The 23,900-nt window shown below is 67.9% G+C and carries 23 protein-coding genes; 21 read left to right on the forward strand and 2 right to left on the reverse strand.

The genetic code is table 11. The features are described from left to right. The first annotated feature begins 12 nt into the window (after positions 1-12). The 21 genes from M2165_RS14700 (at position 13) to M2165_RS14800 (ending at position 21,582) form a co-directional block, all read left to right on the forward strand. Positions 13-708 carry a transposase gene (locus tag M2165_RS14700; protein WP_280815347.1) on the forward strand — a complete coding sequence of 232 codons (696 nt, stop codon included), beginning with the start codon at positions 13-15 and terminating at the stop codon, positions 706-708. Between the two features lie 176 nt (positions 709-884). Then, positions 885-5,636 (forward strand): glutamate synthase-related protein, encoded by a 4,752-nt coding sequence (locus tag M2165_RS14705; protein ID WP_280815348.1) that lies wholly within the window; start codon positions 885-887, stop codon positions 5,634-5,636. Between the two features lie 38 nt (positions 5,637-5,674). Then, on the forward strand, positions 5,675-7,153 hold the full coding sequence (locus tag M2165_RS14710; RefSeq protein WP_280815349.1) for a glutamate synthase subunit beta: 1,479 nt from the start codon (positions 5,675-5,677) through the stop codon (positions 7,151-7,153). A gap of 100 nt (positions 7,154-7,253) precedes the next feature. After that, positions 7,254-8,078, forward strand: a complete 825-nt coding sequence (locus M2165_RS14715; protein WP_280815350.1) for an ABC transporter ATP-binding protein — start codon at positions 7,254-7,256, stop codon at positions 8,076-8,078. Further along, positions 8,075-8,857 (forward strand): lipid asymmetry maintenance ABC transporter permease subunit MlaE, encoded by a 783-nt coding sequence (mlaE, locus tag M2165_RS14720; RefSeq protein ID WP_280815351.1) that lies wholly within the window; start codon positions 8,075-8,077, stop codon positions 8,855-8,857. Before M2165_RS14715 ends, mlaE begins: the two co-directional genes overlap by 4 nt. A 36-nt stretch (positions 8,858-8,893) precedes the next feature. Further along, entirely contained in the window at positions 8,894-9,385 is a 492-nt protein-coding gene (gene mlaD, locus M2165_RS14725) for an outer membrane lipid asymmetry maintenance protein MlaD (protein ID WP_280815352.1), read from the forward strand. Beyond that, entirely contained in the window at positions 9,382-10,134 is a 753-nt protein-coding gene (locus M2165_RS14730) for a VacJ family lipoprotein (RefSeq protein ID WP_280815353.1), read from the forward strand. The genes mlaD and M2165_RS14730 overlap by 4 nt, the downstream gene beginning before the upstream one ends. A 182-nt stretch (positions 10,135-10,316) precedes the next feature. Then, on the forward strand, positions 10,317-10,973 hold the full coding sequence (locus M2165_RS14735) for an ABC transporter substrate-binding protein (RefSeq protein ID WP_280815354.1): 657 nt from the start codon (positions 10,317-10,319) through the stop codon (positions 10,971-10,973). A 5-nt stretch (positions 10,974-10,978) separates the two neighbouring features. Then, the gene (locus M2165_RS14740) at positions 10,979-11,251 is read left to right on the forward strand and encodes an STAS domain-containing protein (protein ID WP_280815355.1); all 273 of its coding nucleotides are present in this window, start codon (positions 10,979-10,981) and stop codon (positions 11,249-11,251) included. Positions 11,252-11,345: 94 nt separating this feature from the next. Then, positions 11,346-12,293, forward strand: coding sequence for an ABC transporter ATP-binding protein (locus M2165_RS14745; RefSeq protein WP_280815356.1), 948 nt, complete (start codon positions 11,346-11,348; stop codon positions 12,291-12,293). Positions 12,294-12,375: 82 nt separating this feature from the next. Then, positions 12,376-13,140, forward strand: coding sequence for an ABC transporter permease (locus M2165_RS14750; RefSeq protein WP_280815357.1), 765 nt, complete (start codon positions 12,376-12,378; stop codon positions 13,138-13,140). A gap of 18 nt (positions 13,141-13,158) precedes the next feature. Then, positions 13,159-13,401 (forward strand): BolA family protein, encoded by a 243-nt coding sequence (locus M2165_RS14755; RefSeq protein WP_280815358.1) that lies wholly within the window; start codon positions 13,159-13,161, stop codon positions 13,399-13,401. A 43-nt stretch (positions 13,402-13,444) separates the two neighbouring features. Then, on the forward strand, positions 13,445-14,734 hold the full coding sequence (murA, locus tag M2165_RS14760) for a UDP-N-acetylglucosamine 1-carboxyvinyltransferase (protein ID WP_280815359.1): 1,290 nt from the start codon (positions 13,445-13,447) through the stop codon (positions 14,732-14,734). Further along, positions 14,731-15,375 (forward strand): ATP phosphoribosyltransferase, encoded by a 645-nt coding sequence (gene hisG, locus M2165_RS14765; RefSeq protein ID WP_280815360.1) that lies wholly within the window; start codon positions 14,731-14,733, stop codon positions 15,373-15,375. The genes murA and hisG overlap by 4 nt, the downstream gene beginning before the upstream one ends. A gap of 10 nt (positions 15,376-15,385) precedes the next feature. Next, positions 15,386-16,708 (forward strand): histidinol dehydrogenase, encoded by a 1,323-nt coding sequence (hisD, locus tag M2165_RS14770; protein ID WP_280815361.1) that lies wholly within the window; start codon positions 15,386-15,388, stop codon positions 16,706-16,708. Between the two features lie 34 nt (positions 16,709-16,742). Beyond that, complete coding sequence (locus M2165_RS14775) at positions 16,743-17,108, forward strand: hypothetical protein (RefSeq protein WP_280815362.1); 366 nt, start codon at positions 16,743-16,745, stop codon at positions 17,106-17,108. Continuing rightward, positions 17,105-18,196, forward strand: a complete 1,092-nt coding sequence (gene hisC, locus M2165_RS14780) for a histidinol-phosphate transaminase (protein ID WP_280815363.1) — start codon at positions 17,105-17,107, stop codon at positions 18,194-18,196. The genes M2165_RS14775 and hisC overlap by 4 nt, the downstream gene beginning before the upstream one ends. Next, the gene (gene hisB, locus M2165_RS14785; RefSeq protein ID WP_280815364.1) at positions 18,193-18,801 is read left to right on the forward strand and encodes an imidazoleglycerol-phosphate dehydratase HisB; all 609 of its coding nucleotides are present in this window, start codon (positions 18,193-18,195) and stop codon (positions 18,799-18,801) included. The genes hisC and hisB overlap by 4 nt, the downstream gene beginning before the upstream one ends. A 19-nt stretch (positions 18,802-18,820) precedes the next feature. After that, the gene (gene hisH / locus M2165_RS14790) at positions 18,821-19,480 is read left to right on the forward strand and encodes an imidazole glycerol phosphate synthase subunit HisH (protein ID WP_280815365.1); all 660 of its coding nucleotides are present in this window, start codon (positions 18,821-18,823) and stop codon (positions 19,478-19,480) included. A 64-nt stretch (positions 19,481-19,544) separates the two neighbouring features. After that, positions 19,545-20,288, forward strand: a complete 744-nt coding sequence (hisA, locus tag M2165_RS14795) for a 1-(5-phosphoribosyl)-5-[(5-phosphoribosylamino)methylideneamino]imidazole-4-carboxamide isomerase (protein WP_280815366.1) — start codon at positions 19,545-19,547, stop codon at positions 20,286-20,288. 103 nt (positions 20,289-20,391) lie between these two features. Beyond that, entirely contained in the window at positions 20,392-21,582 is a 1,191-nt protein-coding gene (locus M2165_RS14800; RefSeq protein ID WP_280815367.1) for an AAA family ATPase, read from the forward strand. 4 nt (positions 21,583-21,586) lie between these two features. On the opposite strand, the gene M2165_RS14805 is transcribed toward M2165_RS14800, so the two are convergent. After that, the gene (locus tag M2165_RS14805; RefSeq protein WP_280815368.1) at positions 21,587-22,513 is read right to left on the reverse strand and encodes an amino acid ABC transporter substrate-binding protein; all 927 of its coding nucleotides are present in this window, start codon (positions 22,511-22,513) and stop codon (positions 21,587-21,589) included. Positions 22,514-22,521: 8 nt separating this feature from the next. Further along, the gene (locus M2165_RS14810; RefSeq protein WP_280815369.1) at positions 22,522-23,829 is read right to left on the reverse strand and encodes a dicarboxylate/amino acid:cation symporter; all 1,308 of its coding nucleotides are present in this window, start codon (positions 23,827-23,829) and stop codon (positions 22,522-22,524) included. Positions 23,830-23,900 lie beyond the last annotated feature (71 nt).

Genomic DNA, 23,900 nt, shown 5'->3' on the forward strand with positions numbered 1-23,900 from the left:
CCGTACGACGCCATGGCCCGTCTGCCCCGCCTCACGCTCGCCGGCATGCCGCACCACGTGATCCAGCGCGGCAACAACCGCCAGCCGATCTTCGTCGACCGGGCCGACCACGAGCGGCTGCTCGCGCTCATGGCCGAGGCGGCCGCCCGCTTCGGCGTGGCGGTGCATGCCTACGTGCTGATGGACAATCACTTCCATCTGCTGGCCACGCCCGGCACCGACACCGGGCTGCCGCAGTTCATGCAATCGGTCGGGCGCAGCTACGTGCGCTACTTCAACGACCGGCACGGCCGCAGCGGCACCTTGTGGGAAGGGCGCTACAGGTCCACGCTGATCCAGACCGACCGCTATCTGCTGACCTGCATGGCGTACATCGATCTCAATCCGGTCCGCGCGGGCATGGTGCCGGATGCGCGCGACTTCCCCTGGTCCAGCCATGCCCACTACGCGGGCCTGCGGCACGACAAGCTGCTGACGCCGCATCCGCTCTACTGGGAGCTTGGCAACACGCCGTTCGCCCGCGAAGCCGCCTACGTCGAACTCGTGCGCGCCGGCGTGCGGGCCGCGGACCAGGGCACGCTGACCGACGCGACGCTGCGCGGCTGGGCGGCGGGCGACGCCGACTTCCTCGCGTCGCTCCAGAAGTCGACCGAGCGGCGCGTGAGCAAGACCAAGGCCGGACGGCCTCCCTCGACGCCGGCCCCATAACGCTACGTTGCTGCGCAGCGGCGCCAGGTCCTTTTCGGACTTTTTAATCTGTCCCCATTTTTATCTCGACCAAAAGACTCGATTTCAAATCAGACTCTGACCCCCATTAAAGTGTTTGGCATTCTTTGTGCATCGCAATATGCTTCCAATCCCTGCGAAAACTGAAGGAGTGCGCCATGACGACGGCTGCCGAGATCGAACATCTCCAACAACACGGTCTGTATTCCGCTGCCGACGAACATGACGCCTGCGGCGTCGGCTTCGTGGCGCACATCAAGGGCGAGAAGAGCCACGCCATCGTGCTCCAGGGCCTGAAGATCCTCGAGAACCTCGACCATCGCGGCGCAGTGGGCGCTGACAAGCTGATGGGCGACGGCGCCGGCATCCTGATCCAGCTGCCCGACCGCCTCTACCGCGAGGAAATGGCCAAGCAGGGCGTCACGCTGCCGCCGCCCGGCGAATACGGCGTGGGCATGATCTTCCTGCCCAAGGAACACGCCTCGCGCCAGGCCTGCGAGCAGGAAATGGAGCGCGCGATCAAGGCCGAAGGCCAGGTGCTGCTGGGCTGGCGCGACGTGCCTGTCAACCGCGACATGCCGATGTCGCCGACCGTGCGCGAGAAGGAACCGCTGCTGCGCCAGGTCTTCATCGGCCGCGGCAACGACGTGATCGTGCAGGACGCGCTCGAACGCAAGCTCTACGTGATCCGCAAGACCGCGAGCGCCAACATCCAGCGCCTGAAGCTCAAGCACAGCAAGGAATACTACGTGCCGAGCATGTCGAGCCGCACGGTGGTCTACAAGGGCCTGCTGCTGGCCGACCAGGTCGGCACCTACTACCTCGACCTGCAGGACAAGCGCTGCGTCTCGGCGCTGGGCCTGGTGCACCAGCGTTTCTCGACCAACACCTTCCCCGAGTGGCCGCTGGCCCACCCGTACCGCTACGTCGCCCACAACGGCGAAATCAACACGGTCAAGGGCAACTACAACTGGATGAAGGCGCGCGAAGGCGTGATGTCCTCGCCGGTGCTCGGCCCCGACCTGCAGAAGCTCTATCCGATCAGCTTCGCCGGCCAGTCCGACACCGCCACCTTCGACAACTGCCTCGAGCTGCTGACGATGGCCGGCTACCCGATCAGCCAGGCCGTGATGATGATGATTCCCGAGCCCTGGGAACAGCACGCCACCATGGACCCGCGTCGCCGCGCGTTCTACGAATACCACGCCGCGATGCTCGAGCCCTGGGACGGCCCGGCCTCGATCGTGTTCACCGACGGCCGCCAGATCGGCGCCACGCTCGACCGCAACGGCCTGCGCCCCTCGCGCTACTGCGTGACCGACGACGACCTCGTCATCATGGCCTCCGAATCGGGCGTGCTGCCCGTGCCCGAGCAGAAGATCGTGCGCAAGTGGCGCCTGCAGCCCGGCAAGATGTTCCTGATCGACCTGGAGCAGGGCCGCATGATCGACGACGAGGAGGTCAAGGCCACCCTCGCCAACAGCAAGCCCTACAAGCAGTGGATCGAGAACCTGCGCATCAAGCTCGACAGCGTCGAGGCCGAGCCGGTGGTCGCGCCGCTGTCGCAGGTGCCGCTGCTCGATCGCCAGCAGGCCTTCGGCTACACGCAGGAGGACATCAAGTTCCTCATGAGCCCGATGGCGCAGGCCGGCGAGGAGGGCATCGGCTCCATGGGCAACGACAGCCCGCTCGCGGTGCTCTCGAGCAAGAACAAGCCGCTCTACAACTACTTCAAGCAGCTGTTCGCGCAGGTGACGAACCCGCCGATCGACCCGATCCGCGAGGCGATCGTGATGTCGCTCGTGTCCTTCATCGGCCCGAAGCCGAACCTGCTCGACATCAACCAGGTCAACCCGCCGATGCGGCTCGAGGTGAGCCAGCCGATCCTCGACTTCGCCGACATGGCGAAGCTGCGCGACATCGGCACCTACACCCAGGGCAAGTTCAAGAGCTACGTGCTCGACATCACCTATCCGCTCGCCTGGGGCTACGAAGGCGTCGAGGCCAAGCTCGCGTCGCTCTGCGCCGAGGCGGTGGACGCGATCAAGGGCGGCCACAACATCCTGATCGTGAGCGACCGCGGCGTCGGTCCCACGCAGGTGGCGATTCCCGCCGTGCTCGCGCTCTCGGCCGTGCACCAGTACCTGGTGCGCGAGGGTCTGCGCACCACGGCCGGCCTGGTGGTCGAGACCGGTTCGGCGCGCGAAGTGCACCACTTCGCGGTGCTCGCGGGCTACGGCGCCGAAGCCGTGCACCCCTACCTCGCGATGGAAACGCTGGCCGCGATGCACGCCGACCTGCCGGGCGACCTGAGCGCCGAGAAGGCGGTCTACAACTACGTCAAGGCGATCGGCAAGGGCCTGTCGAAGATCATGTCGAAGATGGGCGTCAGCACCTACATGAGCTACTGCGGCGCCCAGCTGTTCGAGGCCATCGGCCTGAACAGCGAGACCGTCTCCAAGTACTTCACCGGCACCGCGAGCCGCGTCGAGGGCATCGGCGTGTTCGAGATCGCCGAGGAAGCCATCCGCATGCACCGCGTCGCGTTCGGCGACGACCCCGTGCTCTCGAACATGCTCGACGCCGGCGGCGAATACGCCTGGCGCACGCGCGGCGAGGAGCACATGTGGACGCCCGACGCGATCGCCAAGCTGCAGCACAGCACGCGCGCCAACAACTGGAACACCTACAAGGAATACGCGCAGCTCATCAACGACCAGAACCGCCGCCACCTCACGCTGCGCGGCCTGTTCGAGTTCAAGATCGATCCGGCCAAGGCGATCCCCGTCGACGAGGTCGAACCGGCCTCCGAGATCGTCAAGCGCTTCGCCACCGGCGCGATGTCGCTCGGCTCGATCAGCACCGAGGCGCATTCGGTGCTCGCCGTCGCCATGAACCGCATCGGCGGCAAGAGCAACACCGGCGAGGGCGGCGAAGATCCCGCGCGCTACCGCAACGAGCTCAAGGGCATTCCGATCAAGCAGGGCGACACGCTCAAGAGCATCGTCGGCGCCGAGAACGTCGAGGTCGACCTGCCGCTCAAGGACGGCGACTCGCTGCGCTCGCGCATCAAGCAGGTGGCTTCGGGCCGCTTCGGCGTCACGGCCGAGTACCTGCATTCGGCCGACCAGATCCAGATCAAGATGGCGCAGGGCGCCAAGCCCGGCGAGGGCGGCCAGCTGCCCGGCGGCAAGGTCACCGAGTACATCGGCAAGCAGCGCTACGCGGTGCCGGGCGTGGGCCTCATCAGCCCGCCGCCGCACCACGACATCTACTCGATCGAGGACCTGGCGCAGCTCATCCACGACCTGAAGAACACCGCGCCGCACGCGAGCATCAGCGTGAAGCTGGTGAGCGAGATCGGCGTCGGCACCATCGCCGCGGGCGTGGCCAAGTGCAAGAGCGACCACGTGGTGATCGCCGGCCATGACGGCGGCACGGGCGCCTCGCCCTGGTCGTCGATCAAGCATGCGGGCAGCCCGTGGGAGATCGGCCTGGCCGAGACGCAGCAGACGCTGGTGCTCAACCGCCTGCGCAGCCGCATCCGCGTGCAGGCCGACGGCCAGATGAAGACCGGCCGCGACGTCGCGATCGGCGCGCTGCTGGGCGCCGACGAGTTCGGCTTCGCGACCGCGCCGCTGGTGGTCGAGGGCTGCATCATGATGCGCAAGTGCCACCTCAACACCTGCCCGGTGGGCGTGGCCACGCAGGACCCGGTGCTGCGCAAGAAGTTCTCGGGCAAGCCCGAGCACGTCGTCAACTACTTCTTCTTCGTCGCCGAGGAAGTGCGCCAGATCATGGCCCAGCTCGGCATCCGCAAGTTCGACGACATGATCGGCCGCGCCGACCTGCTCGACATGCGCCGCGGCATCGAACACTGGAAGGCCTCGGGCCTGGACTTCAGCCGCCTGTTCGCGCTGCCGAACGTGCCGGCCGAGGTGCCGCGCTACCACGTGGAGAACCAGGAGCACGGCCTCGACAAGGCGCTCGACGTCAAGCTGATCGAGAAGTCGCGTCCGGCCATCGAGCGCGGCGAGAAGGTGCAGTTCATCGAGGTGGCACGCAACGTCAACCGCTCCGTGGGCGCGATGCTCTCGGGCGCGCTGACCAAGGTGCATCCGCAGGGCCTGCCCGACGATTCGATCCGCATCCAGCTCGAAGGCACGGGCGGCCAGTCGTTCGGCGCCTTCCTGGCGCGCGGCATCACGCTGTACCTGATCGGCGACGCCAACGACTACACCGGCAAGGGCCTCTCGGGCGGCCGCGTGGTGGTGCGCCCGAGCCTGGACTTCCGCGGCGAGGCGGCGCGCAACACCATCGTCGGCAACACCGCGCTCTACGGCGCGACCACCGGCGAGGCCTACCTCTGCGGCGTGGCCGGCGAACGCTTCGCGGTGCGCCTCTCGGGCGCCACCGCGGTGGTCGAAGGCACGGGCGACCACGGCTGCGAGTACATGACCGGCGGCACCGTGGCCGTGCTCGGCAAGACCGGCCGCAACTTCGCGGCCGGCATGAGCGGCGGCGTGGCCTTCGTCTACGACGAGGACGGCCAGTTCGCCTCGCGCTGCAACATGGCCATGGTCTCGCTCGAGAAGGTGCTGACCTCGGCCGAGCAGACCGCGAGCATGCACCGCAAGATCTGGCACGGCGGCGAGACCGACGAGGCCCAGCTCAAGAAGCTGCTCGAGGAGCACCACCGCTGGACCGGCAGCAAGCGCGCGCGCGAGCTGCTCGACAACTGGGCCGTCTCGCGCACCAAGTTCGTGAAGGTGTTCCCGAACGAGTACAAGCGCGCGCTCGCGGAGCTGCACGACCGCAAGGTCGAGATCACGAGCAGCGGCAACAACGCGCACGTCGGCCTCGAGCCGCACGCGATCGCTGCCTCCAAGACCGCGCCGGCCGCTGCCTGAAGCCCGGGTGAACGAAGACACAACAAAGGAACATCACGATGGGAAAGATCACCGGCTTCCTGGAGCATGAGCGCATCGAGGAGGGCTACCGCCCGGTCGAGGAGCGCCTCAAGCACTACAAGGAATTCGTCATCGGCCTGAACACCGAGCAGGCGAAGGTGCAGGGCGCGCGCTGCATGGACTGCGGCACGCCCTTCTGCAACAGCGGCTGCCCGGTCAACAACATCATTCCGGACTTCAACGACCTCGTGTACCGCAACGACTGGCAGAACGCCTTCGCGGTGCTCGATTCGACCAACAACTTCCCGGAGTTCACCGGCCGCATCTGCCCCGCACCGTGCGAGGCCGCCTGCGTGCTCAACGTGAACGACGATCCGGTCGGCATCAAGTCGCTGGAGCACGCGATCATCGACCGCGCCTGGGACGAAGGCTGGGTCGCACCGCGCGTGGCCAAGCACAAGACCGGCAAGAAGGTCGCGGTCGTGGGCTCCGGTCCCGCCGGCATGGCCGCGGCGCAGCAGCTCGCACGCGCCGGCCACGACGTGACGCTGTTCGAGAAGAACGACCGCATCGGCGGCCTGCTGCGCTACGGCATCCCCGACTTCAAGATGGAGAAGTCGCACATCGACCGCCGCGTCGAGCAGATGAAGGCCGAAGGCGTGACCTTCCGCACCGGCGTGATCGTCGGCGCCGCGAAGGAGCCGCTCGGCAAGGGCTCCAAGGTGACCAACCTCGCGAAGGAAACCGTCACGCCCGAGCAGCTGCAGAAGGAATTCGACGCCGTGCTGCTCACCGGCGGCGCCGAGCAGTCGCGCGACCTGCCGGTGCCGGGCCGCGACCTCGACGGCATCCATTTCGCGATGGAGTTCCTGCCGCAGCAGAACCGCGTCAACGCCGGCGACAAGGTCAAGGGCCAGCTGCGCGCCGACGGCAAGCACGTGATCGTGATCGGCGGCGGCGACACCGGCTCCGACTGCGTGGGCACCAGCAACCGCCATGGCGCGGTCAGCGTCACCCAGTTCGAGCTGATGCCCCAGCCGCCCGAGGAGGAGAACCGTCCGCTGACCTGGCCCTACTGGCCGATCAAGCTGCGCACCAGCTCGAGCCACGAGGAAGGCTGCGAGCGCGAGTTCGCGATCTCGACCAAGGAATTCATCGGCGAAAAGGGCAAGGTCACCGGCCTGAAGACCGTGCGCGTCGAGTGGAAGGACGGCCGGATGCAGGAGATCGCGGGCAGCGAGCAGGTGCTCAAGGCCGACCTCGTGCTGCTGGCGATGGGCTTCGTGAGCCCGGTGGCGAGCGTGCTCGATGCCTTCGGCGTCGACAAGGACGCGCGCGGCAATGCCAAGGCGACGGTCGACTTCGTCGGCGGCTATGCCACCAACGTGCCCAAGGTGTTCGCGGCGGGCGACATGCGCCGCGGCCAGTCGCTCGTGGTGTGGGCGATCCGCGAGGGCCGTCAGGCCGCGCGCTCGGTCGACGAGTTCCTGATGGGTTTCAGCGACCTCCCGCGCTGAGATTTTTGTTTCAATTTCGCGGGGCCCGTCGCGGTCCCGCTATCATTCGCGGAAACCGCACGCCGGGATGCCTGAAAGGGTACCCGGCTTTTTTATTGAGATGGACCCAGCCGCACAGCCACATCCTTTTGTCGAGTTCCGCGACGTCACGTTCGGCTACGGCGCACGCGCGATCCTCGGCGGTGTGTCGTTCTCGGTGCCGCGCGGCAAGGTCACGGCCCTGATGGGCGCCTCCGGCGGCGGCAAGACGACGGTGCTGCGGCTCGTCGGCGGCCAGCAGCGGGCGCAGCGCGGCGAAGTGTTGTTCGACGGCCACGATGTCGGCAAGTTCGACGCCGCGGCCATGTACGCGGCGCGGCGCCGCATGGGCATGCTGTTCCAGTTCGGCGCGCTGTTCACCGACATGAGCGTGTTCGACAACGTGGCGTTTCCGCTGCGCGAGCACACCCAGCTGCCCGAGCCGCTGGTGCGCGACATCGTGCTGATGAAGCTCGACGCCGTGGGCCTGCGCGGCGCGCGCGACCTGATGCCGAGCGAAGTCTCCGGCGGCATGGCGCGGCGGGTGGCGCTGGCGCGCGCGATCGCGCTCGATCCCGACCTGGTGATGTACGACGAGCCTTTCGCCGGCCTCGACCCGATCTCCCTCGGCACCGCGGCGCGGCTGATCCGCCGGCTCAACGACACCCTCGGCCTCACGAGCATCATCGTGTCGCACGACCTGGAAGAGACCTTCCGCATCGCCGACCACGTCGTCATCCTCGCCAACGGCCGCATTGCCGCCCAGGGCACGCCCGACGAAGTGCGCGGCAGCGACGATCCGCTGGTGCACCAGTTCGTCCATGCGCTGCCCGACGGGCCGGTGCATTTCCATTACCCGGGCGTCGGCATCGAAGAGGATTTCGATCCCCAGGGAGGCCGTTCATGAGCTGGTGGAAACCCGCCGACGTCGGCTATGCAGTGCGCAGCAAGCTCGCCGACCTGGGCCATGGCGCCAGGCTGTTCGTGCGCCTGGCGGTGCAGGGCGCGCAGAGCCTGCGGCGCTTCGGCCTGGTGCGCGACCAGATCCACTTCCTGGGCAACTACTCGCTCGCCATCATCGCGGTGTCGGGCCTCTTCGTGGGCTTCGTGCTCGGGCTGCAGATGTACTACGCGCTGCAGCGCTACGGTTCGTCCGAGGCGCTCGGCCTGCTCGTCACGCTGAGCCTGGTGCGCGAACTCGGGCCGGTGGTCGCGGCGCTGCTCTTCACGGGGCGCGCCGGCACCTCGCTGACGGCGGAGATCGGCCTCATGAAGGCCGGCGAGCAGCTCAGCGCGATGGAGATGATGGCGGTCGATCCGGTGCGCCGCATCCTGGCGCCGCGCTTCTGGGCCGGCGTCATCACCATGCCGCTGCTGGCCGCGGTGTTCAGCGCGGTCGGCATCATGGGCGGCTACGTGGTCGGCGTGCTGATGCTCGGCGTCGATCCGGGCGCCTTCTGGGGACAGATGCAGGCCGGCGTCGACGTGTGGCGCGACGTGGGCAACGGCGTGATCAAGAGCATCGTGTTCGGCTTCACCGTGAGCTTCATCGCGCTGCTGCAGGGCTACGAGGCGCAGCCCACGCCCGAAGGCGTGTCGCGCGCCACCACCCGCACCGTGGTGATGGCGTCGCTGTCGGTGCTGGGGCTCGACTTCCTGCTCACCGCCATGATGTTCAGTATTTGAGGGAGCCGCGGCTCCATCGTTCTAGAGAGTGCAACCATGCAACGTTCCAACAACGACATCTGGGTCGGCCTGTTCGTCCTGATCGGCGGCGCAGCGCTGCTGTTTCTCGCGCTGCAGTCGGCCAACCTGCTGAGCCTGAATTTCCAGAAGACCTACAACGTGGTCGCGCGCTTCGACAACATCGGCGGGCTCAAGCCGCAGACGGCGGTCAAGAGCGCCGGCGTGGTGGTCGGCCGGGTGGAATCGATCACGTTCAACGACAAGACCTTTCAGGCCGACGTCACGCTGGCTTTGCAAAACCGTTACAGTTTTCCGAAGGACAGCTCGCTCAAGATCCTGACCAGTGGCCTGCTCGGCGAGCAGTACATCGGAATCGAGGCGGGCTACGACGAGAAGCGCATGCAGGCCGGCGACACGATCACCGCGACCCAGTCGGCCGTGGTGCTTGAAAACCTGATCAGCCAGTTTCTCTACAGCAAGGCGGCCGAAGGAAGCACTTCGACGCCCGGAACCCCGAACAAGAAATGAAAACAACGCCCCCCCTTGTCCCTGGTGCTACAAGCAAGCTAGCAAACTTCGCCCGCTGGATGGGCATTTCCGCCGCCCTCGTCCTTTTCGCAGGATGCGCGAGCGGCCCGCAGGCCAATCCGGCCGATCCCTTCGAGCCGTTCAACCGCGGTGTCACGCGCTTCAACCAGGCGGTGGACGACGCGGTCCTGGTGCCCGTGGCCACGGCCTACGAGCGCACGCTGCCCTCGATGGTGCGCACCGGGGTGACCAACTTCTTCGGCAACATCGGCGACGTCTGGAGCCTGGCCAACAACGTGGCCCAGCTCAAGCTGCAGGACAGCGCCGAGACCTTCATGCGCCTGAACGTGAACACCTTCTTCGGGCTCGGCGGGCTGCTGGACATTGCGACCGAGGCAGGCATCCATCGCCACGAGGAAGACTTCGGCCAGACGCTCGGCCGCTGGGGCGTGGGGGCGGGCCCGTACGTGGTGCTGCCGCTGCTCGGTCCGTCGACGCTGCGCGACACCGCGGCGCTGCCGGTCGACCGCGCGGGCAATGTGATCGGCAACATGAACGACGTCGCCTGGCGCAATTCGCTCTCGGTACTCGAGGTGGTCGACACCCGCGCCAGGTACCTGCGCGCCGGCCGCCTGCTCGACGATGCCGCGCTCGACAAGTACACCTTCACGCGCGACGCCTACCTGCAGCATCGCCGCAGCGACGTCTATGACGGCAATCCGCCGGACGACAACGAAGGCGGCAAGTAGATCGGCGCAAAAAGCGGCTGAACGCCGGCCGATGCAGGCCGATCCGCTTGCATCCGGTTTCAAGGCTTCACCTGGGCTTTGGGAACCCGGTCGGCTGCCGACCCGTCGAACACGTTCTTCCGGAATGGCCGCTGCCCTGGTGCCGTGGCCGGCCGGACTTTCAAAAACCTGAGGGGAATCTGATGGACTACAAGATCTTGCAACGACGCGGCTTCGGCCGCCTGATGCTCGCCAGCGTGCTGCTCGTGGGTGCCGCCACCGCCTTCGTGCGCCCGGCCCATGCGGCCGACGAGGCGCCCGATGCGCTCGTGAAGCGGCTGTCGACCGACGTGCTCGAGACGATCAAGGCCGACACCTCGATCAAGGCCGGCGACATCAACAAGATCATGGTGCTGGTCGACAGCAAGATCATGCCGAACGTCAACTTCCAGCGCATGACGGCCTCCGCGGTCGGACCGGCCTGGCGTCAGGCGACCCCGGAGCAGCAGAAGCGGCTGCAGGAAGAATTCAAAACGCTGCTGGTGCGCACCTACGCGGGCGCGCTCGACCAGGTGAGCGACCAGACCGTGACCGTGCGCCCGTTCCGCGGCTCGCCCGAAGACACCGAGGTGCTGATCCGCACGGAGGTCAGGGGCCGCGGCGACCCGGTCCAGCTCGACTACCGCCTGGAGAAGACGCCGGGCCAGGGCGGCGGCTGGAAGGTCTACAACCTCAATGTGCTCGGCGTGTGGCTGGTCGACACCTACCGCACCCAGTTCGCGCAGGAAATCAACGCCCGCGGCATCGACGGCCTGATCTCGGCGCTGGCGGCCCGCAACAAGGGCAACGGCAAGAGCTGACCGCCATGCTGGTGCTGCCCTCCAAGCTCACCCACGACGACGCCCCGGCCTGCATGCGCATGTTGCAGCAGGGGCTGGCGGGGCAGACCGACACCTCCACCGTGGTCGATGCGAGCGCGCTCGTGCAGTTCGATTCGTCGGCGCTGGCGGTGCTGCTCGAATGCCGGCGCGAATCCAGCGCCATCGGCCGCGGCTTCGCGGTCAAGGGGCTGCCGTCGCGGCTGCGCGAACTGGCGGCGCTGTACGGCGTGGCGAGCCTGCTGCCCGCGGCGCCCTGATCGGTTGGCGGCCCGGCCGCGGCCGGCGCCGCCGCAGGGCATCCGGCCCGCGGCCAGCGCGCTGGCGGGCGGGCCCGTAAAATCGCCGGCTCTCATGCCCGCGATCTCATTCCAGTCGGTCTCCAAGACCTATCCTCCCTCCAGGCAACAGCGGGCCCAAGGCAAGCAGGGGCTGCGCGCGGTCGACGAAGTCAGCTTCCAGATCGAGGAGGGCGAGTTCTTCGGCCTGCTCGGCCCGAACGGCGCCGGCAAGACCACGCTGATCAGCATGCTCGCCGGGCTCTCGCGGCCCACCGCGGGCGCGATCAGCGTCCACGGCTTCGACGTGCAGCGCGACTATGCCGAGGCGCGGCGCCAGCTGGGCATCGTGCCGCAGGAGCTGGTGTTCGATCCCTTCTTCAACGTGCGCGAGTCGCTGCGCATCCAGTCGGGCTACTTCGGCATCACCAACAACGAGGCCTGGATCGACGAGCTGCTGCAGAGCCTGGGCCTGGCCGACAAGGCCACCGCCAACATGCGCCAGCTCTCGGGCGGCATGAAGCGCCGCGTGCTGGTGGCGCAGGCACTCGTGCACAAGCCGCAGGTGATCGTGCTCGACGAGCCCACGGCGGGCGTCGACGTCGAGCTGCGCCAGACGCTCTGGCAGTTCGTCGCCCGGCTCAACAAGCAGGGCAGCACCGTGCTGCTCACCACCCATTACCTCGAGGAAGCCGAGGCGCTGTGCAGCCGCATCGCGATGCTCAAGCTCGGCCGCGTGATCGCGCTCGACCGCACCAGCGAGCTGCTCAAGTCCGCCGCGAGCAACGTGCTGCGCTTCAAGACCGACGCCATGCTGCCCTGGTCCATCGCACAGCATGCGCGCATCACCGGGCGCATCGTGCAGCTGCCGGCGCAGAACGCGCACGAGGTCGAACAGTTGCTGGCCGCGATCCGCGAGGCCGGCGTGGTGGTGGAAGACGTCGAAATGCGCAAGGCCGACCTCGAGGATGTGTTCATCGACCTGATGGCGGGCGAGCAGACGCCGCTGGAGGTGTCGAGATGAGCGCCGCGCCGGGCCGCCCCAAGCAAGCGAAGCGCCCCCTCGGGGGGCAGCGAGGACACGCAGTGCCGAGCAAGGGGGCTCCATGATGGCTGTTACGGGGTGGCGCGCGCTGCTCTACAAGGAGACGCTGCGCTTCTGGAAGGTGGGCTTCCAGACCGTCGGCGCGCCGGTGCTGACCGCGCTGCTCTACCTGATGGTGTTCGGCCACGTGCTCGAGGACCACGTCAAGGTCTACGGCTCGGTCGGCTACACCGCCTTCCTGATTCCGGGCCTGGTGATGATGAGCGTGCTGCAGAACGCCTTCGCCAACAGCTCGTCCTCGATCATCCAGAGCAAGATCATGGGCAACCTGGTCTTCGTGCTGCTCACGCCGCTGTCGCACTGGGGCTGGTTCTTCGCCTACGTGGGCTCGTCGGTGATCCGCGGGCTGGCCGTGGGGCTCGGCGTGTTCCTGGTCACCCTGTTCTTCGCGGTGCCGAGCTTCGTCGCGCCGCTGTGGATCCTGGCGTTCGCGCTGCTGGGTTCCGCGATGCTCGGCACGCTGGGGCTCATCGCGGGTCTCTGGGCGGAGAAGTTCGACCAGATGGCGGTGTTCCAGAACTTCCTGATCATGCCCATGACTTTCCTCTCGGGCGTGTTCTATTCGATCGCTTCGCTGCCGCCGTTCTGGCAGGGCGTGAGCCACCTCAACCCGTTCTTCTACATGATCGACGGCTTCCGCTACGGCTTCTTCGGCGTCAGCGACGCCTCGCCGTGGCTCAGCCTGGGCATCGTCGGTGCCGCCTGGCTGGCGGTCAGCGCGATCGCCGTCCATCTGCTGAAGATCGGCTACAAAATCCGTGGCTGAACGGCCATTGCACATCCCATGACCGCCGAAGAACTCAAGGCCCTGATCCAGTCCCATCTGCCCTGCGAGCACATCACGCTCGAAGGCGACGGCCGACATTGGTACGCCACCATCGTCTCGGCGGAATTCGAGGGCAAGCGCGCGATCCAGCGCCACCAGCGGGTCTACGCCACCCTCGGTGCGAAAATGCACACCGACGAGGTGCATGCGCTCTCGATGAAGACCTACACGCCGGCCGAATGGGCGGCGATCGACAAGTAAGCAAGTAACTGCCGCCGAAGCGGCTCAATTCGCTGGACTCCTGATGGACAAGCTTCTGATTCGCGGCGGGCGCCAGCTTCGCGGCGAGGTACTCATTTCCGGCGCCAAGAACGCCGCGCTGCCCGAACTGTGCGCGGCGCTTCTGACCGACCAGCCCGTGGTGCTGCACAACGTGCCGCGGCTGCAGGACGTCTCGACCATGCTCAAGCTCGTGCGCAACATGGGCGTGGCGGCCGAGCGCGACGACAACGGCACCGTGCGACTCGACGCCGGCGACCTGACCCATCCGGAGGCCCCCTACGAGCTGGTCAAGACCATGCGCGCCTCGGTGCTGGCGCTGGGCCCGCTGCTGGCCCGCTTCGGCCATGCCAAGGTGTCGCTGCCCGGCGGCTGCGCCATCGGCTCGCGACCGGTGGACCAGCACATCAAGGGGCTGCAGGCGATGGGCGCCGAGATCGCGGTCGAGCACGGCTACATGCTCGCGAAGCTGCCGGCCGGGCGCACGCGGCTCAAGGGCGCGCGCATCCTGACCGACATGGTCACGGTCACGGGCACCGAGAACTTCCTGATGGCCGCCGCGCTGGCCGAGGGCGAAACGCTGCTCGAGAACGCCGCGCAGGAGCCGGAGATCGTCGACCTGGCCGAGATGCTGATCCGCATGGGCGCGAAGATCGAAGGCCACGGCACCAGCCACATCCGCATCCAGGGCGTCGACAAGCTCCACGGCTGCGAGCACGCCGTGGTGGCCGACCGCATCGAAGCCGGCACCTTCCTCTGCGCCGTCGCGGCCACGGGCGGCGAGGCCTTTCTGCGCCACGCGCGCGGCGACCACCTCGACGCGGTGATCGACAAGCTGCGCGACGCCGGCTGCACCGTCGAATCCGAAGCCGACGGCGTGCGCATCAGCGCCAGGGGACCGGCCCACGCGCACCTGAAGGCGCAGAGCTTCAGCACCACCGAATACCCGGGCTTCCCGACCGACATGCAGGCGCAGTTCATGGCGCTCAACGTGATCGCGCGCGGCGCCTCGATGGTCACCGAGACCATCTTCGAGAACCGCTTCATGCACGTGAACGAAATGGTGCGCCTGGGCGCGCAGATCCACGTCGAAGGCAAGGTGGCGATGGTCGAAGGCGTGCAGCAGCTCTCGGGCGCCACCGTGATGGCGACCGACCTGCGGGCCTCCGCCAGCCTCGTGATCGCCGGCCTCGTGGCCGAGGGCGAGACGCTGGTCGACCGCATCTACCACCTCGACCGCGGCTACGACCGCATGGAGTCGAAGCTGCGCGGCCTCGGCGCCGACATCGAACGACTGACGGGAGCCGCCGCATGATCACCCTGGCACTCTCCAAGGGCCGCATCTTCGAAGAGACGATGCCCCTGCTGGCCGCGGCCGGCATCGAGGTCACCGAAGACCCCGAGAAGTCGCGCAAGCTGATCCTCGGCACCAGCCGCCCCGACGTGCGCGTGGTGCTGGTGCGCGCCTCCGACGTGCCGACCTACGTGCAGTACGGCGGCGCCGATCTCGGCGTGACCGGGCTCGACGTGCTGCTCGAGCACGGCAACCAGGGCCTGTACCAGCCGCTGGACCTGCGCATCGCGGCCTGCCGCCTCAGCGTGGCGGTGCGCGCCGACTACGACTACGCCTCGGCCGTGCGCCAAGGCTCGCGGCTCAAGGTCGCGACCAAGTACGTGGGGCTGGCGCGCGATTTCTTCGCGAGCAAGGGCGTGCACGTCGACCTGATCAAGCTCTACGGCAGCATGGAGCTCGCGCCGCTCACGGGCCTGGCCGACGCCATCGTCGACCTGGTCTCGACCGGCAACACGCTCAAGGCCAACCAACTGGTCGAGGTGGAGCGCATTATGGACATCAGCGCGCGCCTGGTGGTGAACCAGGCCGCGCTCAAGCTCAAGCGCGAGCCCATTCGCCGCATCATCGACGCCTTCGCGTCCGCCGTTCCTTCTTCCGCCTGAATCTCAGTCCATGACCTCCAAAGCAGCCCCCGCCCGCCTGTCCACGACTTCAGCCACCTTCGACGCTGAATTCAAGGCGCGGCTGCATTGGTCCGCCGACGCCGACGCGGCCATCGAGAAGGTGGTGGCGGACATCCTGGCCGATGTGCAGAAGCGCGGCGACGAGGCGGTGCTCGAATACACGAACCGCTTCGACAGGCTCGGCGCGAAGACGCTGCCCGAACTGGAACTGACCCAGGCCGAGCTGAAGGCCGCTTTCGATGCGCTGCCCGCTGCGCAGCGCGAGGCGCTCGAATCCGCCGCGCGCCGCGTGCGCAGCTACCACGAGGCGCAGAAGAAGGCCTCGGGCGAGAGCTGGAGCTACCGCGATGCCGACGGCACGCTGCTCGGCCAGAAGGTCACGCCGCTCGACCGCGTCGGCATCTACGTGCCGGGCGGCAAGGCGGCCTATCCGTCGAGCGTGCTGATGAACGCCATTCCCGCGCACGTCGCGGGCGTGGGCGAGATCGTCATGGTCGTGCCGACGCCGGGCGGCGAGAAGAACCCGCTGGTGCTCGCCGCGGCCTACGTGGCCGGCGTGACGCGGGGCTTCACGATCGGCGGTGCCCAGGCCGTCGCTGCGCTCGCCTACGGTACCGCCACCGTTCCCGCGGTCGACAAGATCACCGGCCCCGGCAACGCCTATGTCGCGGCCGCCAAGCGCCGCGTGTTCGGCACCGTGGGCATCGACATGATCGCGGGCCCGAGCGAGATCTTGGTGTTGGCCGACGGCACCACGCCGCCCGAGTGGGTCGCGATGGACCTGTTCAGCCAGGCCGAGCACGACGAGCTGGCCCAGAGCATCCTGCTCAGCCCCGACGCCGCCTACATCGACCGCGTGCAGGCCGAAATCGACCGGCTGCTGCCCACGATGCCGCGCGCCGAGATCATCGCCGCCTCGCTCAACGGCCGCGGCGCGCTGATCCATACCCGCAGCATGGAAGAGGCCTGCGAGATCAGCAACCGCATCGCGCCCGAGCACCTCGAGGTCAGCAGCAGCGAGCCCGGCCGCTGGGAGCCGCTGCTGCGCCATGCCGGCGCGATCTTCCTCGGCGCCTTCACGAGCGAGAGCCTGGGCGACTACTGCGCCGGCCCCAACCACGTGCTGCCGACCAGCGGCACCGCGCGCTTCTCGAGCCCGCTCGGCGTCTACGACTTCCAGAAGCGCTCCAGCCTCATCGAGGTCAGCGAAGCCGGCGCGCAGGTGCTCGGCCCGATCGCCGTCACGCTGGCGGAGGGCGAGGGCCTGCAGGCGCACGCCGAAGCGGCGCGCATGCGCCTGCGCCGGGTCTGAGGCCCAGCCGAACGCCGGCAGCAGAAAGCAGAGGATGGCCGATCGCCGCTTCCATCGTTCGCTGCGTGCGGCATGCCTGCTCGCACTCGCGGCCGGCAGTGCGCATGCGATGAGCATCCGCGAACTGCGCACCCTCGAAGCCAGCGAGAAGGACGGCAAGGCCTATGCGAGCTACTACCTCGTCGGCGTGCTCGAAGGCCTGCGCGAAGGCGTGGAAGCCTCCCAGCGCAACGGCCAGAAGCCGCTGTTCTGCATCGAGGGCCGCCGCCTCGAGCCGGCCATGGCCCGCTCTCTCTACCAGACCGAGCTGACCCGCAACACCGACAGCTACGAAGCCGACATGCCCGTGCAACTGGTCATGGCCGGCGCCCTCCGCAACAGCTACCGCTGCACCCGATGACCATTTCCTCTTCTTCCGCACGCCCGATCGACCGCATCCGCAGCGACGTGCAGTCGATGCATGCCTATGCGGTGCAGGACGCGCGCGGCCTCGTCAAGCTCGACGCCATGGAGAACCCCTTCGGCCTGCCGCCCGCGCTGCAGGCCGAGCTCGGCGCCCGGCTCGGCGCGCTGGCGCTCAACCGCTACCCGGGCGAGCGCGGCGCCGAGCTGCAGCGCGCGCTCGCCGCGCACGCGCGGATGCCCGAGGGCTTCGCGCTGATGCTCGGCAATGGCTCCGACGAACTGATCTCGCTCCTGGCCATCGCCTGCGACAAGCCCGGCGCCGCGGTGCTCGCGCCCGTGCCGGGTTTCGTGATGTACGCGATGAGCGCGCAGCTGCAGGGCCTGCGTTTCGTCGGCGTGCCGCTCACGGCCGATTTCGAACTCGACGAGGCCGCGATGCTGGCCGCAATCGCGCGCGAGCAGCCCGCCATCGTCTACCTCGCCTATCCGAACAATCCGACCGCCAACCTCTGGGACGACGCCGCCATCGAGCGGATCGTCGAAGCCCAGGGCGCACAGGGCGGCCTGGTGGTGATCGACGAGGCCTACCAGCCCTTCGCCGCCAGGAGCTACATCGACCGCATCGCGCGGCACGGCCACGTGCTGCTGATGCGCACCCTCAGCAAGTTCGGCCTGGCCGGCATCCGCCTCGGCTACCTGATGGGGCCGGCCGCGCTGGTCGCCGAGATCGACAAGGTGCGCCCGCCCTACAACATCAGCGTGCTCAACTGCGAGTGCGCGCTGTTCGCGCTCGAACATGCCGAGGTGTTCGAGGCGCAGGCGCGGCAGATCCGCGACGAGCGCCACCGGCTCATGATGGGCCTGGGCCGCCTGCCGGGCGTGAAGACCTGGCCGAGCGACGCCAACATGATCCTGGTGCGCGTGCCCGACGCCGGCAAGACCTTCGAGGGCATTAAGAGCCGCGGGATCCTCGTGAAGAACGTTTCTAAAATGCACGAACTGCTCGCAAACTGCCTGCGCCTGACCGTCGGAACCGCCGACGAGAACGCACGCATGCTGGCGGCACTCGAAGCCTCACTATGACCACCCCCCAGACCGCCGATCGCACCGCATCGGTCACCCGCAACACCGCCGAGACGAAGATCACCGTCAGCGTCAACCTCGACGGCACCGGCCGCGCCAGGCTGTCGACCGGCATCGGCTTCTTCGACCACATGCTCGACCAGATCGCCCGCCACGGGCTGATCGACCTCGAGATCGACTGCCAGGGCGACCTGCACATCGACGGCCACCACACGGTGGAAGACGTGGGCATCACGCTTGGCCAAGCCGTGGCCAAGGCCGTGGGCGACAAGAAGGGCATCCGCCGCTACGGCCATGCCTACGTGCCGCTCGACGAGGCGCTGAGCCGCGTGGTGATCGATTTCTCCGGCCGCCCCGGTCTGGAGATGCACGTGCCGTTCACGAGCGGCATGATCGGCACCTTCGACAGCCAGCTCACCTACGAGTTCTTCCAGGGCTTCGTGAACCACGCCTTCGTCACGCTGCACATCGACAACCTCAAGGGCGTGAACGCGCACCATCAGTGCGAGACCGTGTTCAAGGCCTTCGCGCGCGCCCTGCGCGCGGCGCTCGAACTCGATCCGCGCTCGGCCGGCGTGATCCCATCGACCAAGGGCTCGCTCTGAGCGCCGCGGACCCGAAGCTATGAAATCTGTAGCAGCCAATACCGTCGCCGTGGTCGACTACGGCATGGGCAACCTGCACTCCGTGTCGCAGGCGGTGCGGCATGCGGCCGACCAGGTGGGCGTCGAGGTGTTCGTCACCTCCGACCCGGAGGTGGTGCGCCGCGCCACGCGCGTGGTGCTGCCGGGGCAGGGCGCCATGCCCGACTGCATGCGCGAGCTGCGCGACTCGGGCCTGCTCGATTCGGTGCTCGAGGCCGCGGCGAGCAAGCCGCTCTTCGGCGTCTGCGTCGGCATGCAGATGCTCCTGTCGCGCAGTGACGAGGGCCCGACCGACGGGCTCGGGCTCATCCCGGGCGAAGTCGTCAAGTTCGACCTGGCCGGCCGGCTGCAGCCCGACGGCAGCCGCTTCAAGGTGCCGCAGATGGGCTGGAACCAGGTGCGCCAGGCGCAGCCGCATGCCGTGTGGGCCGGCGTGCCGGACATGAGCTACTTCTATTTCGTCCACAGCTTCTATGCGCGGCCGGCGGACGCACGGCACAGCGTGGGCGAGTCGGATTACGGGGCATGCTTTACCGCCGCCATCGCACGCGATAATATTTTTGCCACCCAGTTCCATCCCGAGAAGAGTGCGGACCACGGGTTGCAGCTCTACCGAAACTTCCTTCACTGGAACCCCTGACCACCATCCCCTCGCCTGGGCTTCGTCGCTCGAAGCCCTTTCCTCGCCCTCTCGCGCAACTTTCATGCTCCTCATCCCAGCGATCGACCTCAAAGACGGCCACTGCGTTCGCCTCAAGCAAGGCGACATGGACCAGTCCACCATCTTCAGCGAAGACCCTGCGGCCATGGCGCGCAAATGGGTCGAGGCCGGCGCGCGGCGCCTGCACCTGGTGGACCTGAATGGCGCGTTCGCCGGCAAGCCGCAGAACCATGCGGCGATCAAGGCGATCCTGCGCGAGGTGGGCGACGACATCCCGGTGCAGCTGGGCGGCGGCATCCGCGACCTCGACACCATCGAGCGCTACATCGACGACGGGCTGCGCTACGTGATCATTGGCACCGCCGCGGTCAAGAACCCCGGCTTCCTGAAGGACGCCTGCAGCGCCTTCGGCGGCCACATCATCGTGGGCCTCGACGCCAAGGACGGCAAGGTCGCGACCGACGGCTGGAGCAAGCTCACGGGCCACGAGGTGGCCGACCTCGGCAAGAAGTTCGAGGACTACGGCGTCGAGTCGATCATCTACACCGACATCGGCCGCGACGGCATGCTCTCGGGCATCAACATCGAGGCCACGGTCCGCCTCGCGCAGGCGCTGACCATCCCGGTGATCGCCTCGGGCGGCCTCTCGAACATGGCCGACATCGACAAGCTCTGCGAGGTCGAGCCGGAAGGCGTCGAAGGCGTGATCTGCGGCCGGGCCATCTATTCGGGCGACCTGGACTTCGCGCTCGCGCAGGCGCGCGCGGACGAGCTTGCGGGCGCCTGAGGCGCACCGGTCAATAGCCAGCTAGAACGCGGATTTCCGGACGCGGAGGACGCGAAGGGTTCGCGAAGGACGCGAAAGGACGGTCGAAAAGGTTTCCTTCGCCATGCTCTCTGCGCTTGCCATTGCCAACTATCGGTCGCTGCGGCAGCTGGTGGTGCCGCTTGCGCAGCTCACGGTGGTCACGGGGCCCAATGGCAGCGGCAAGTCGAGCGTGTACCGGGCGATGCGCCTGCTCGCCGACATCGCCAATGGCGGCGTGATCCGCTCGCTGGTGCGCGAGGGCGGGCTGTCGTCCACGCTGTGGGCCGGGCCGGAGCGCTTCTCCGCCGCCATGCTGCGCGGCGAGGTGCCGGTGCAGGGCACCTCGCGCAGCGAGCCGGTCAATCTGCGCCTGGGCTTCGCGCCCGCGCAGGCCGAGGACTTCGGCTATGCGATCGACATCGGCCTGCCGGTTCCGCGCGAGGGCAGCCGCTTCAACCGCGATCCGCAGATCAAGCACGAGGCCATCTGGAGCGGTCCGCTGCTGCGTCCCTCCACCCAGCTCGTCGACCGCAAGGGCGGCTCGCTCCGTCTGCGCGGCGAGCGCAGCGGCAGCTGGGTCTCGGTGGGGCGGCCGATCGCGCACTTCGCGAGCATGATGACCGAGTTCGCCGATCCGCAGGCCGCACCCGAAATGCTCACGCTGCGCGAGCAGATGCGCTCCTGGCGCTTCTACGACCATTTCCGCTCCGACGCCGCCGCGCCCGCCCGCCAGCCGCAGCTCGGCACTTACACCCCGGTGCTGGCCGACGACGGCGCCGACCTCGCCGCCGCGCTGCAGACCATCCGCGAGATCGGCGACGACGAGGCGCTCGACCGCGCAGTGGACGACGCCTTTCCCGGCGCGCGCATCCAGGTGCAGGTCACGCAGGACCGCTTCGAGACCCTGATGCACCAGCACGGCCTGCTGCGTCCGCTGACGGCCGCCGAACTGTCCGACGGCACGCTGCGCTACCTGCTGTGGATCGCCGCGCTGCTCACGCCGCGGCCGCCCGCGCTGCTGGTGCTCAACGAGCCCGAGACCAGCCTGCACCCCGACCTGCTGCCCGCGCTCGGCCGGCTGGTCGCGCATGCCGCGCGCGAGTCGCAGGTGATCGTGGTCTCGCATGCGTCGCGGCTCATCGCCGCACTCGAGGAGGCCGCGCAGGGCAGCGTCAGTCTGCGGTCGGTGGTGCTCGACAAGCGGCTCGGCGAGACCCGCATCGCGAACCTCGACATGGGCGACATCCCGCGCTGGGAATGGCCCGTGCGCTGAGCGGCTACTCGGCGGCCTTCACCGCCATCGTCTCGATGATCGCCCGCAGCTGCGCGCTCATCGGCAGATCGATGCGGGTGCCCGTGGGCAGCTTGCGCAGGAACCAGCGCTTGTACTGGCGCTCGATCTCGCCGTCCTGCGCCAGCACCTGGAAGGCATCGTTGACCACCTTGGCGAGCTGCGGGTCGCCCTTGCGGTAGACGATGCCGTAGGGATCGTAGGAAAGGTAGTCGCCGACCACCTCGTAGCCGGCCCTGGCGTCTTCCTGCGCGAGCAGGCCGTAGAGCAGCACGTCGTCGGTCGCGAAGGCATCGGCCTGTCCGCTCTTGACGAGCGCGAAGCCGTCGGCATGGTCGCGCGTCACGCGCAGATCGATGGCGAGCGCGAAGCGCTGCGACAGCTCGCGCAGCGCCTTCTCGTTCGTGGTGCCGGCGGTCACGGCCACGCGCCGGCCCGCGAGGTCGCGGAAGGAGCGGATCGGCGAACCCTTGCGCACCAGCACCTTGGTGCCCGAGACGAAGATGGTCGGCGAGAAGCTCACGCGCTTCTGCCGTTCGAGGTTGTTGGTGGTGGAGCCGCATTCGAGGTCGACGGCGCCGCTCTCCACCGCCTCCAGGCGGCTGTCGGAGGTCACGGGCACCCAGCGGATCGCCAGCGGCCTGTGCACCGCGTCCTCCATGGCCGTCACCAGGGCGCGGCAGAGTTCGATCGAATAGCCGACGGGCTGCCCGCGCGGGTCGAGGAAGGAGAAGGGCACCGACGAGGCGCGGTAGCCGATCGCGACGCTGCCGGCCTCGCGCGCCTTGGCGAGCGTGCCGGTCAATGTCTCGGGCGGCAGCTGCTGCGCCTGCACCGCCACCGGCAGGGCGCCGAGCGCCGCCGCCGCGAGCATGCCGGCGAGAAAGGACCGCAAGGCGGCGGCAGGCTTCATCGGGGGCCTCATGCGCTCGCGGGATGCGCGAGCGTGGCCGCGGCCTCGGCATCGAGTGCCTCGGCGTTGATCGCGGCGTCGCGCTCGGAGAGCAGCTCGCCCTCCCACTTGGCCACCACCGCGGTGGCGATGGAGTTGCCCACCGCGTTGGTCGCCGAGCGGCCCATGTCGAGGAAGGTGTCCACGCCGAGGATCAGCAGCAGGCCCGCTTCCGGGATGTCGAAGTGGTTGAGCGTGGCCGCGATCACCACCAGCGAGGCGCGCGGCACGCCCGCCATGCCCTTGGAGGTGAGCATCAGGATCAGCAGCATCGTGATCTGCGTGCTCAGGGGCATGTGGATGCCGTAGGCCTGTGCGATGAACAGCACGGCGAAGGTGCAGTACATCATCGAGCCGTCGAGGTTGAACGAGTAGCCCATCGGCATCACGAAGCTCGAGATCTTGCGCTTTACGCCGAAGCGGTCGAGCGCCTGCAGGATCTTCGGATAGGCCGCCTCCGAACTGGCGGTGGCGAACGAGAGCAGGAAGGCCTCCTTGATGAGCGCCAGCAGCTTGAAGACGCGCCGGCCGAGGAAGCTCAGGCCCACGAGGATCAGCACGCCCCAGAGCACGAACAGCCCCAGGTAGAAGTCGCCCATGAACACCGCGAACTTGAGCAGGATGCCCAGGCCGTTGACCGCCACCGTGGCGGCCATGGCGGCCATCACCGCGAGCGGTGCGAGCTTCATCACGTAGCCGGTGATCTTGAGCATCGCGTGCGAGAGTTCGTCGATCGCGGCCACCAGCGTCTTCGCCTTCTCGCCGAGTGAGGCCAGGGCCACGCCGAAGAACATCGAGAACACCACGATCTGCAGGATCTCGTTGTTGGCCATGGCTTCGGCGAAGGACTTGGGCACCAGGTGGCTCACGAAGTCCTTGAGCGTGAACTTCGCCGTCGCGAGGTTGGCCGAGGAGCCGATGTCGGGCAGCGGCAGGCCCAGGTTCTCGCCGGGCTTCAGCAGGTTGGCCATCACGAGCCCGATGACGAGTGAGATCAGCGACGCGGTGAAGAACCAGCCGAGCGACTTGCCGAACACCCGGCCCACTGACTTGGCGTCGCCCATGTGCGCGATGCCCACCACCAGCGTGGAGAACACCAGCGGGCCGATCAGCATCTTGATGAGGCGCAGGAACACGTCGGAGACGATCGACACGTAGCCCGCGATCTCGGCGGCCGCCTTCTTCTCGGGAAAGCTCGTGAAGATCATGTAGCCGACAAGGATGCCGAGCACCATGGCGATCAGGATCCAGGCGGCGGCCGGCAGTTTCTTTCTCATGTTCGTACCTTTGGAGTGTGTGTGGTGCAGGCGCGGGCGCAGGGCGCGGCGGCCTCTCCTCGTGCGGCAGG

Source organism: Variovorax sp. TBS-050B (assembly GCF_029893635.1).
Lineage (GTDB): Bacteria > Pseudomonadota > Gammaproteobacteria > Burkholderiales > Burkholderiaceae_C > Variovorax.

Excerpts from the sequence above, each read along its gene's own strand:
- M2165_RS14700 (WP_280815347.1), top strand. The coding sequence starts at position 13 with ATGGCCCGTCTGCCCCGCCTCACGCTCGCCGGCATGCCGCACCACGTG.
- M2165_RS14705 (WP_280815348.1), top strand. The coding sequence starts at position 885 with ATGACGACGGCTGCCGAGATCGAACATCTCCAACAACACGGTCTGTAT.
- M2165_RS14710 (WP_280815349.1), top strand. The coding sequence starts at position 5,675 with ATGGGAAAGATCACCGGCTTCCTGGAGCATGAGCGCATCGAGGAGGGC.
- M2165_RS14715 (WP_280815350.1), top strand. The coding sequence starts at position 7,254 with ATGGACCCAGCCGCACAGCCACATCCTTTTGTCGAGTTCCGCGACGTC.
- mlaE (WP_280815351.1), top strand. The coding sequence starts at position 8,075 with ATGAGCTGGTGGAAACCCGCCGACGTCGGCTATGCAGTGCGCAGCAAG.
- mlaD (WP_280815352.1), top strand. The coding sequence starts at position 8,894 with ATGCAACGTTCCAACAACGACATCTGGGTCGGCCTGTTCGTCCTGATC.
- M2165_RS14730 (WP_280815353.1), top strand. The coding sequence starts at position 9,382 with ATGAAAACAACGCCCCCCCTTGTCCCTGGTGCTACAAGCAAGCTAGCA.
- M2165_RS14735 (WP_280815354.1), top strand. The coding sequence starts at position 10,317 with ATGGACTACAAGATCTTGCAACGACGCGGCTTCGGCCGCCTGATGCTC.
- M2165_RS14740 (WP_280815355.1), top strand. The coding sequence starts at position 10,979 with ATGCTGGTGCTGCCCTCCAAGCTCACCCACGACGACGCCCCGGCCTGC.
- M2165_RS14745 (WP_280815356.1), top strand. The coding sequence starts at position 11,346 with ATGCCCGCGATCTCATTCCAGTCGGTCTCCAAGACCTATCCTCCCTCC.
- M2165_RS14750 (WP_280815357.1), top strand. The coding sequence starts at position 12,376 with ATGATGGCTGTTACGGGGTGGCGCGCGCTGCTCTACAAGGAGACGCTG.
- M2165_RS14755 (WP_280815358.1), top strand. The coding sequence starts at position 13,159 with ATGACCGCCGAAGAACTCAAGGCCCTGATCCAGTCCCATCTGCCCTGC.
- murA (WP_280815359.1), top strand. The coding sequence starts at position 13,445 with ATGGACAAGCTTCTGATTCGCGGCGGGCGCCAGCTTCGCGGCGAGGTA.
- hisG (WP_280815360.1), top strand. The coding sequence starts at position 14,731 with ATGATCACCCTGGCACTCTCCAAGGGCCGCATCTTCGAAGAGACGATG.
- hisD (WP_280815361.1), top strand. The coding sequence starts at position 15,386 with ATGACCTCCAAAGCAGCCCCCGCCCGCCTGTCCACGACTTCAGCCACC.
- M2165_RS14775 (WP_280815362.1), top strand. The coding sequence starts at position 16,743 with ATGGCCGATCGCCGCTTCCATCGTTCGCTGCGTGCGGCATGCCTGCTC.
- hisC (WP_280815363.1), top strand. The coding sequence starts at position 17,105 with ATGACCATTTCCTCTTCTTCCGCACGCCCGATCGACCGCATCCGCAGC.
- hisB (WP_280815364.1), top strand. The coding sequence starts at position 18,193 with ATGACCACCCCCCAGACCGCCGATCGCACCGCATCGGTCACCCGCAAC.
- hisH (WP_280815365.1), top strand. The coding sequence starts at position 18,821 with ATGAAATCTGTAGCAGCCAATACCGTCGCCGTGGTCGACTACGGCATG.
- hisA (WP_280815366.1), top strand. The coding sequence starts at position 19,545 with ATGCTCCTCATCCCAGCGATCGACCTCAAAGACGGCCACTGCGTTCGC.
- M2165_RS14800 (WP_280815367.1), top strand. The coding sequence starts at position 20,392 with ATGCTCTCTGCGCTTGCCATTGCCAACTATCGGTCGCTGCGGCAGCTG.
- M2165_RS14805 (WP_280815368.1), bottom strand. The coding sequence starts at position 22,513 with ATGAAGCCTGCCGCCGCCTTGCGGTCCTTTCTCGCCGGCATGCTCGCG.
- M2165_RS14810 (WP_280815369.1), bottom strand. The coding sequence starts at position 23,829 with ATGAGAAAGAAACTGCCGGCCGCCGCCTGGATCCTGATCGCCATGGTG.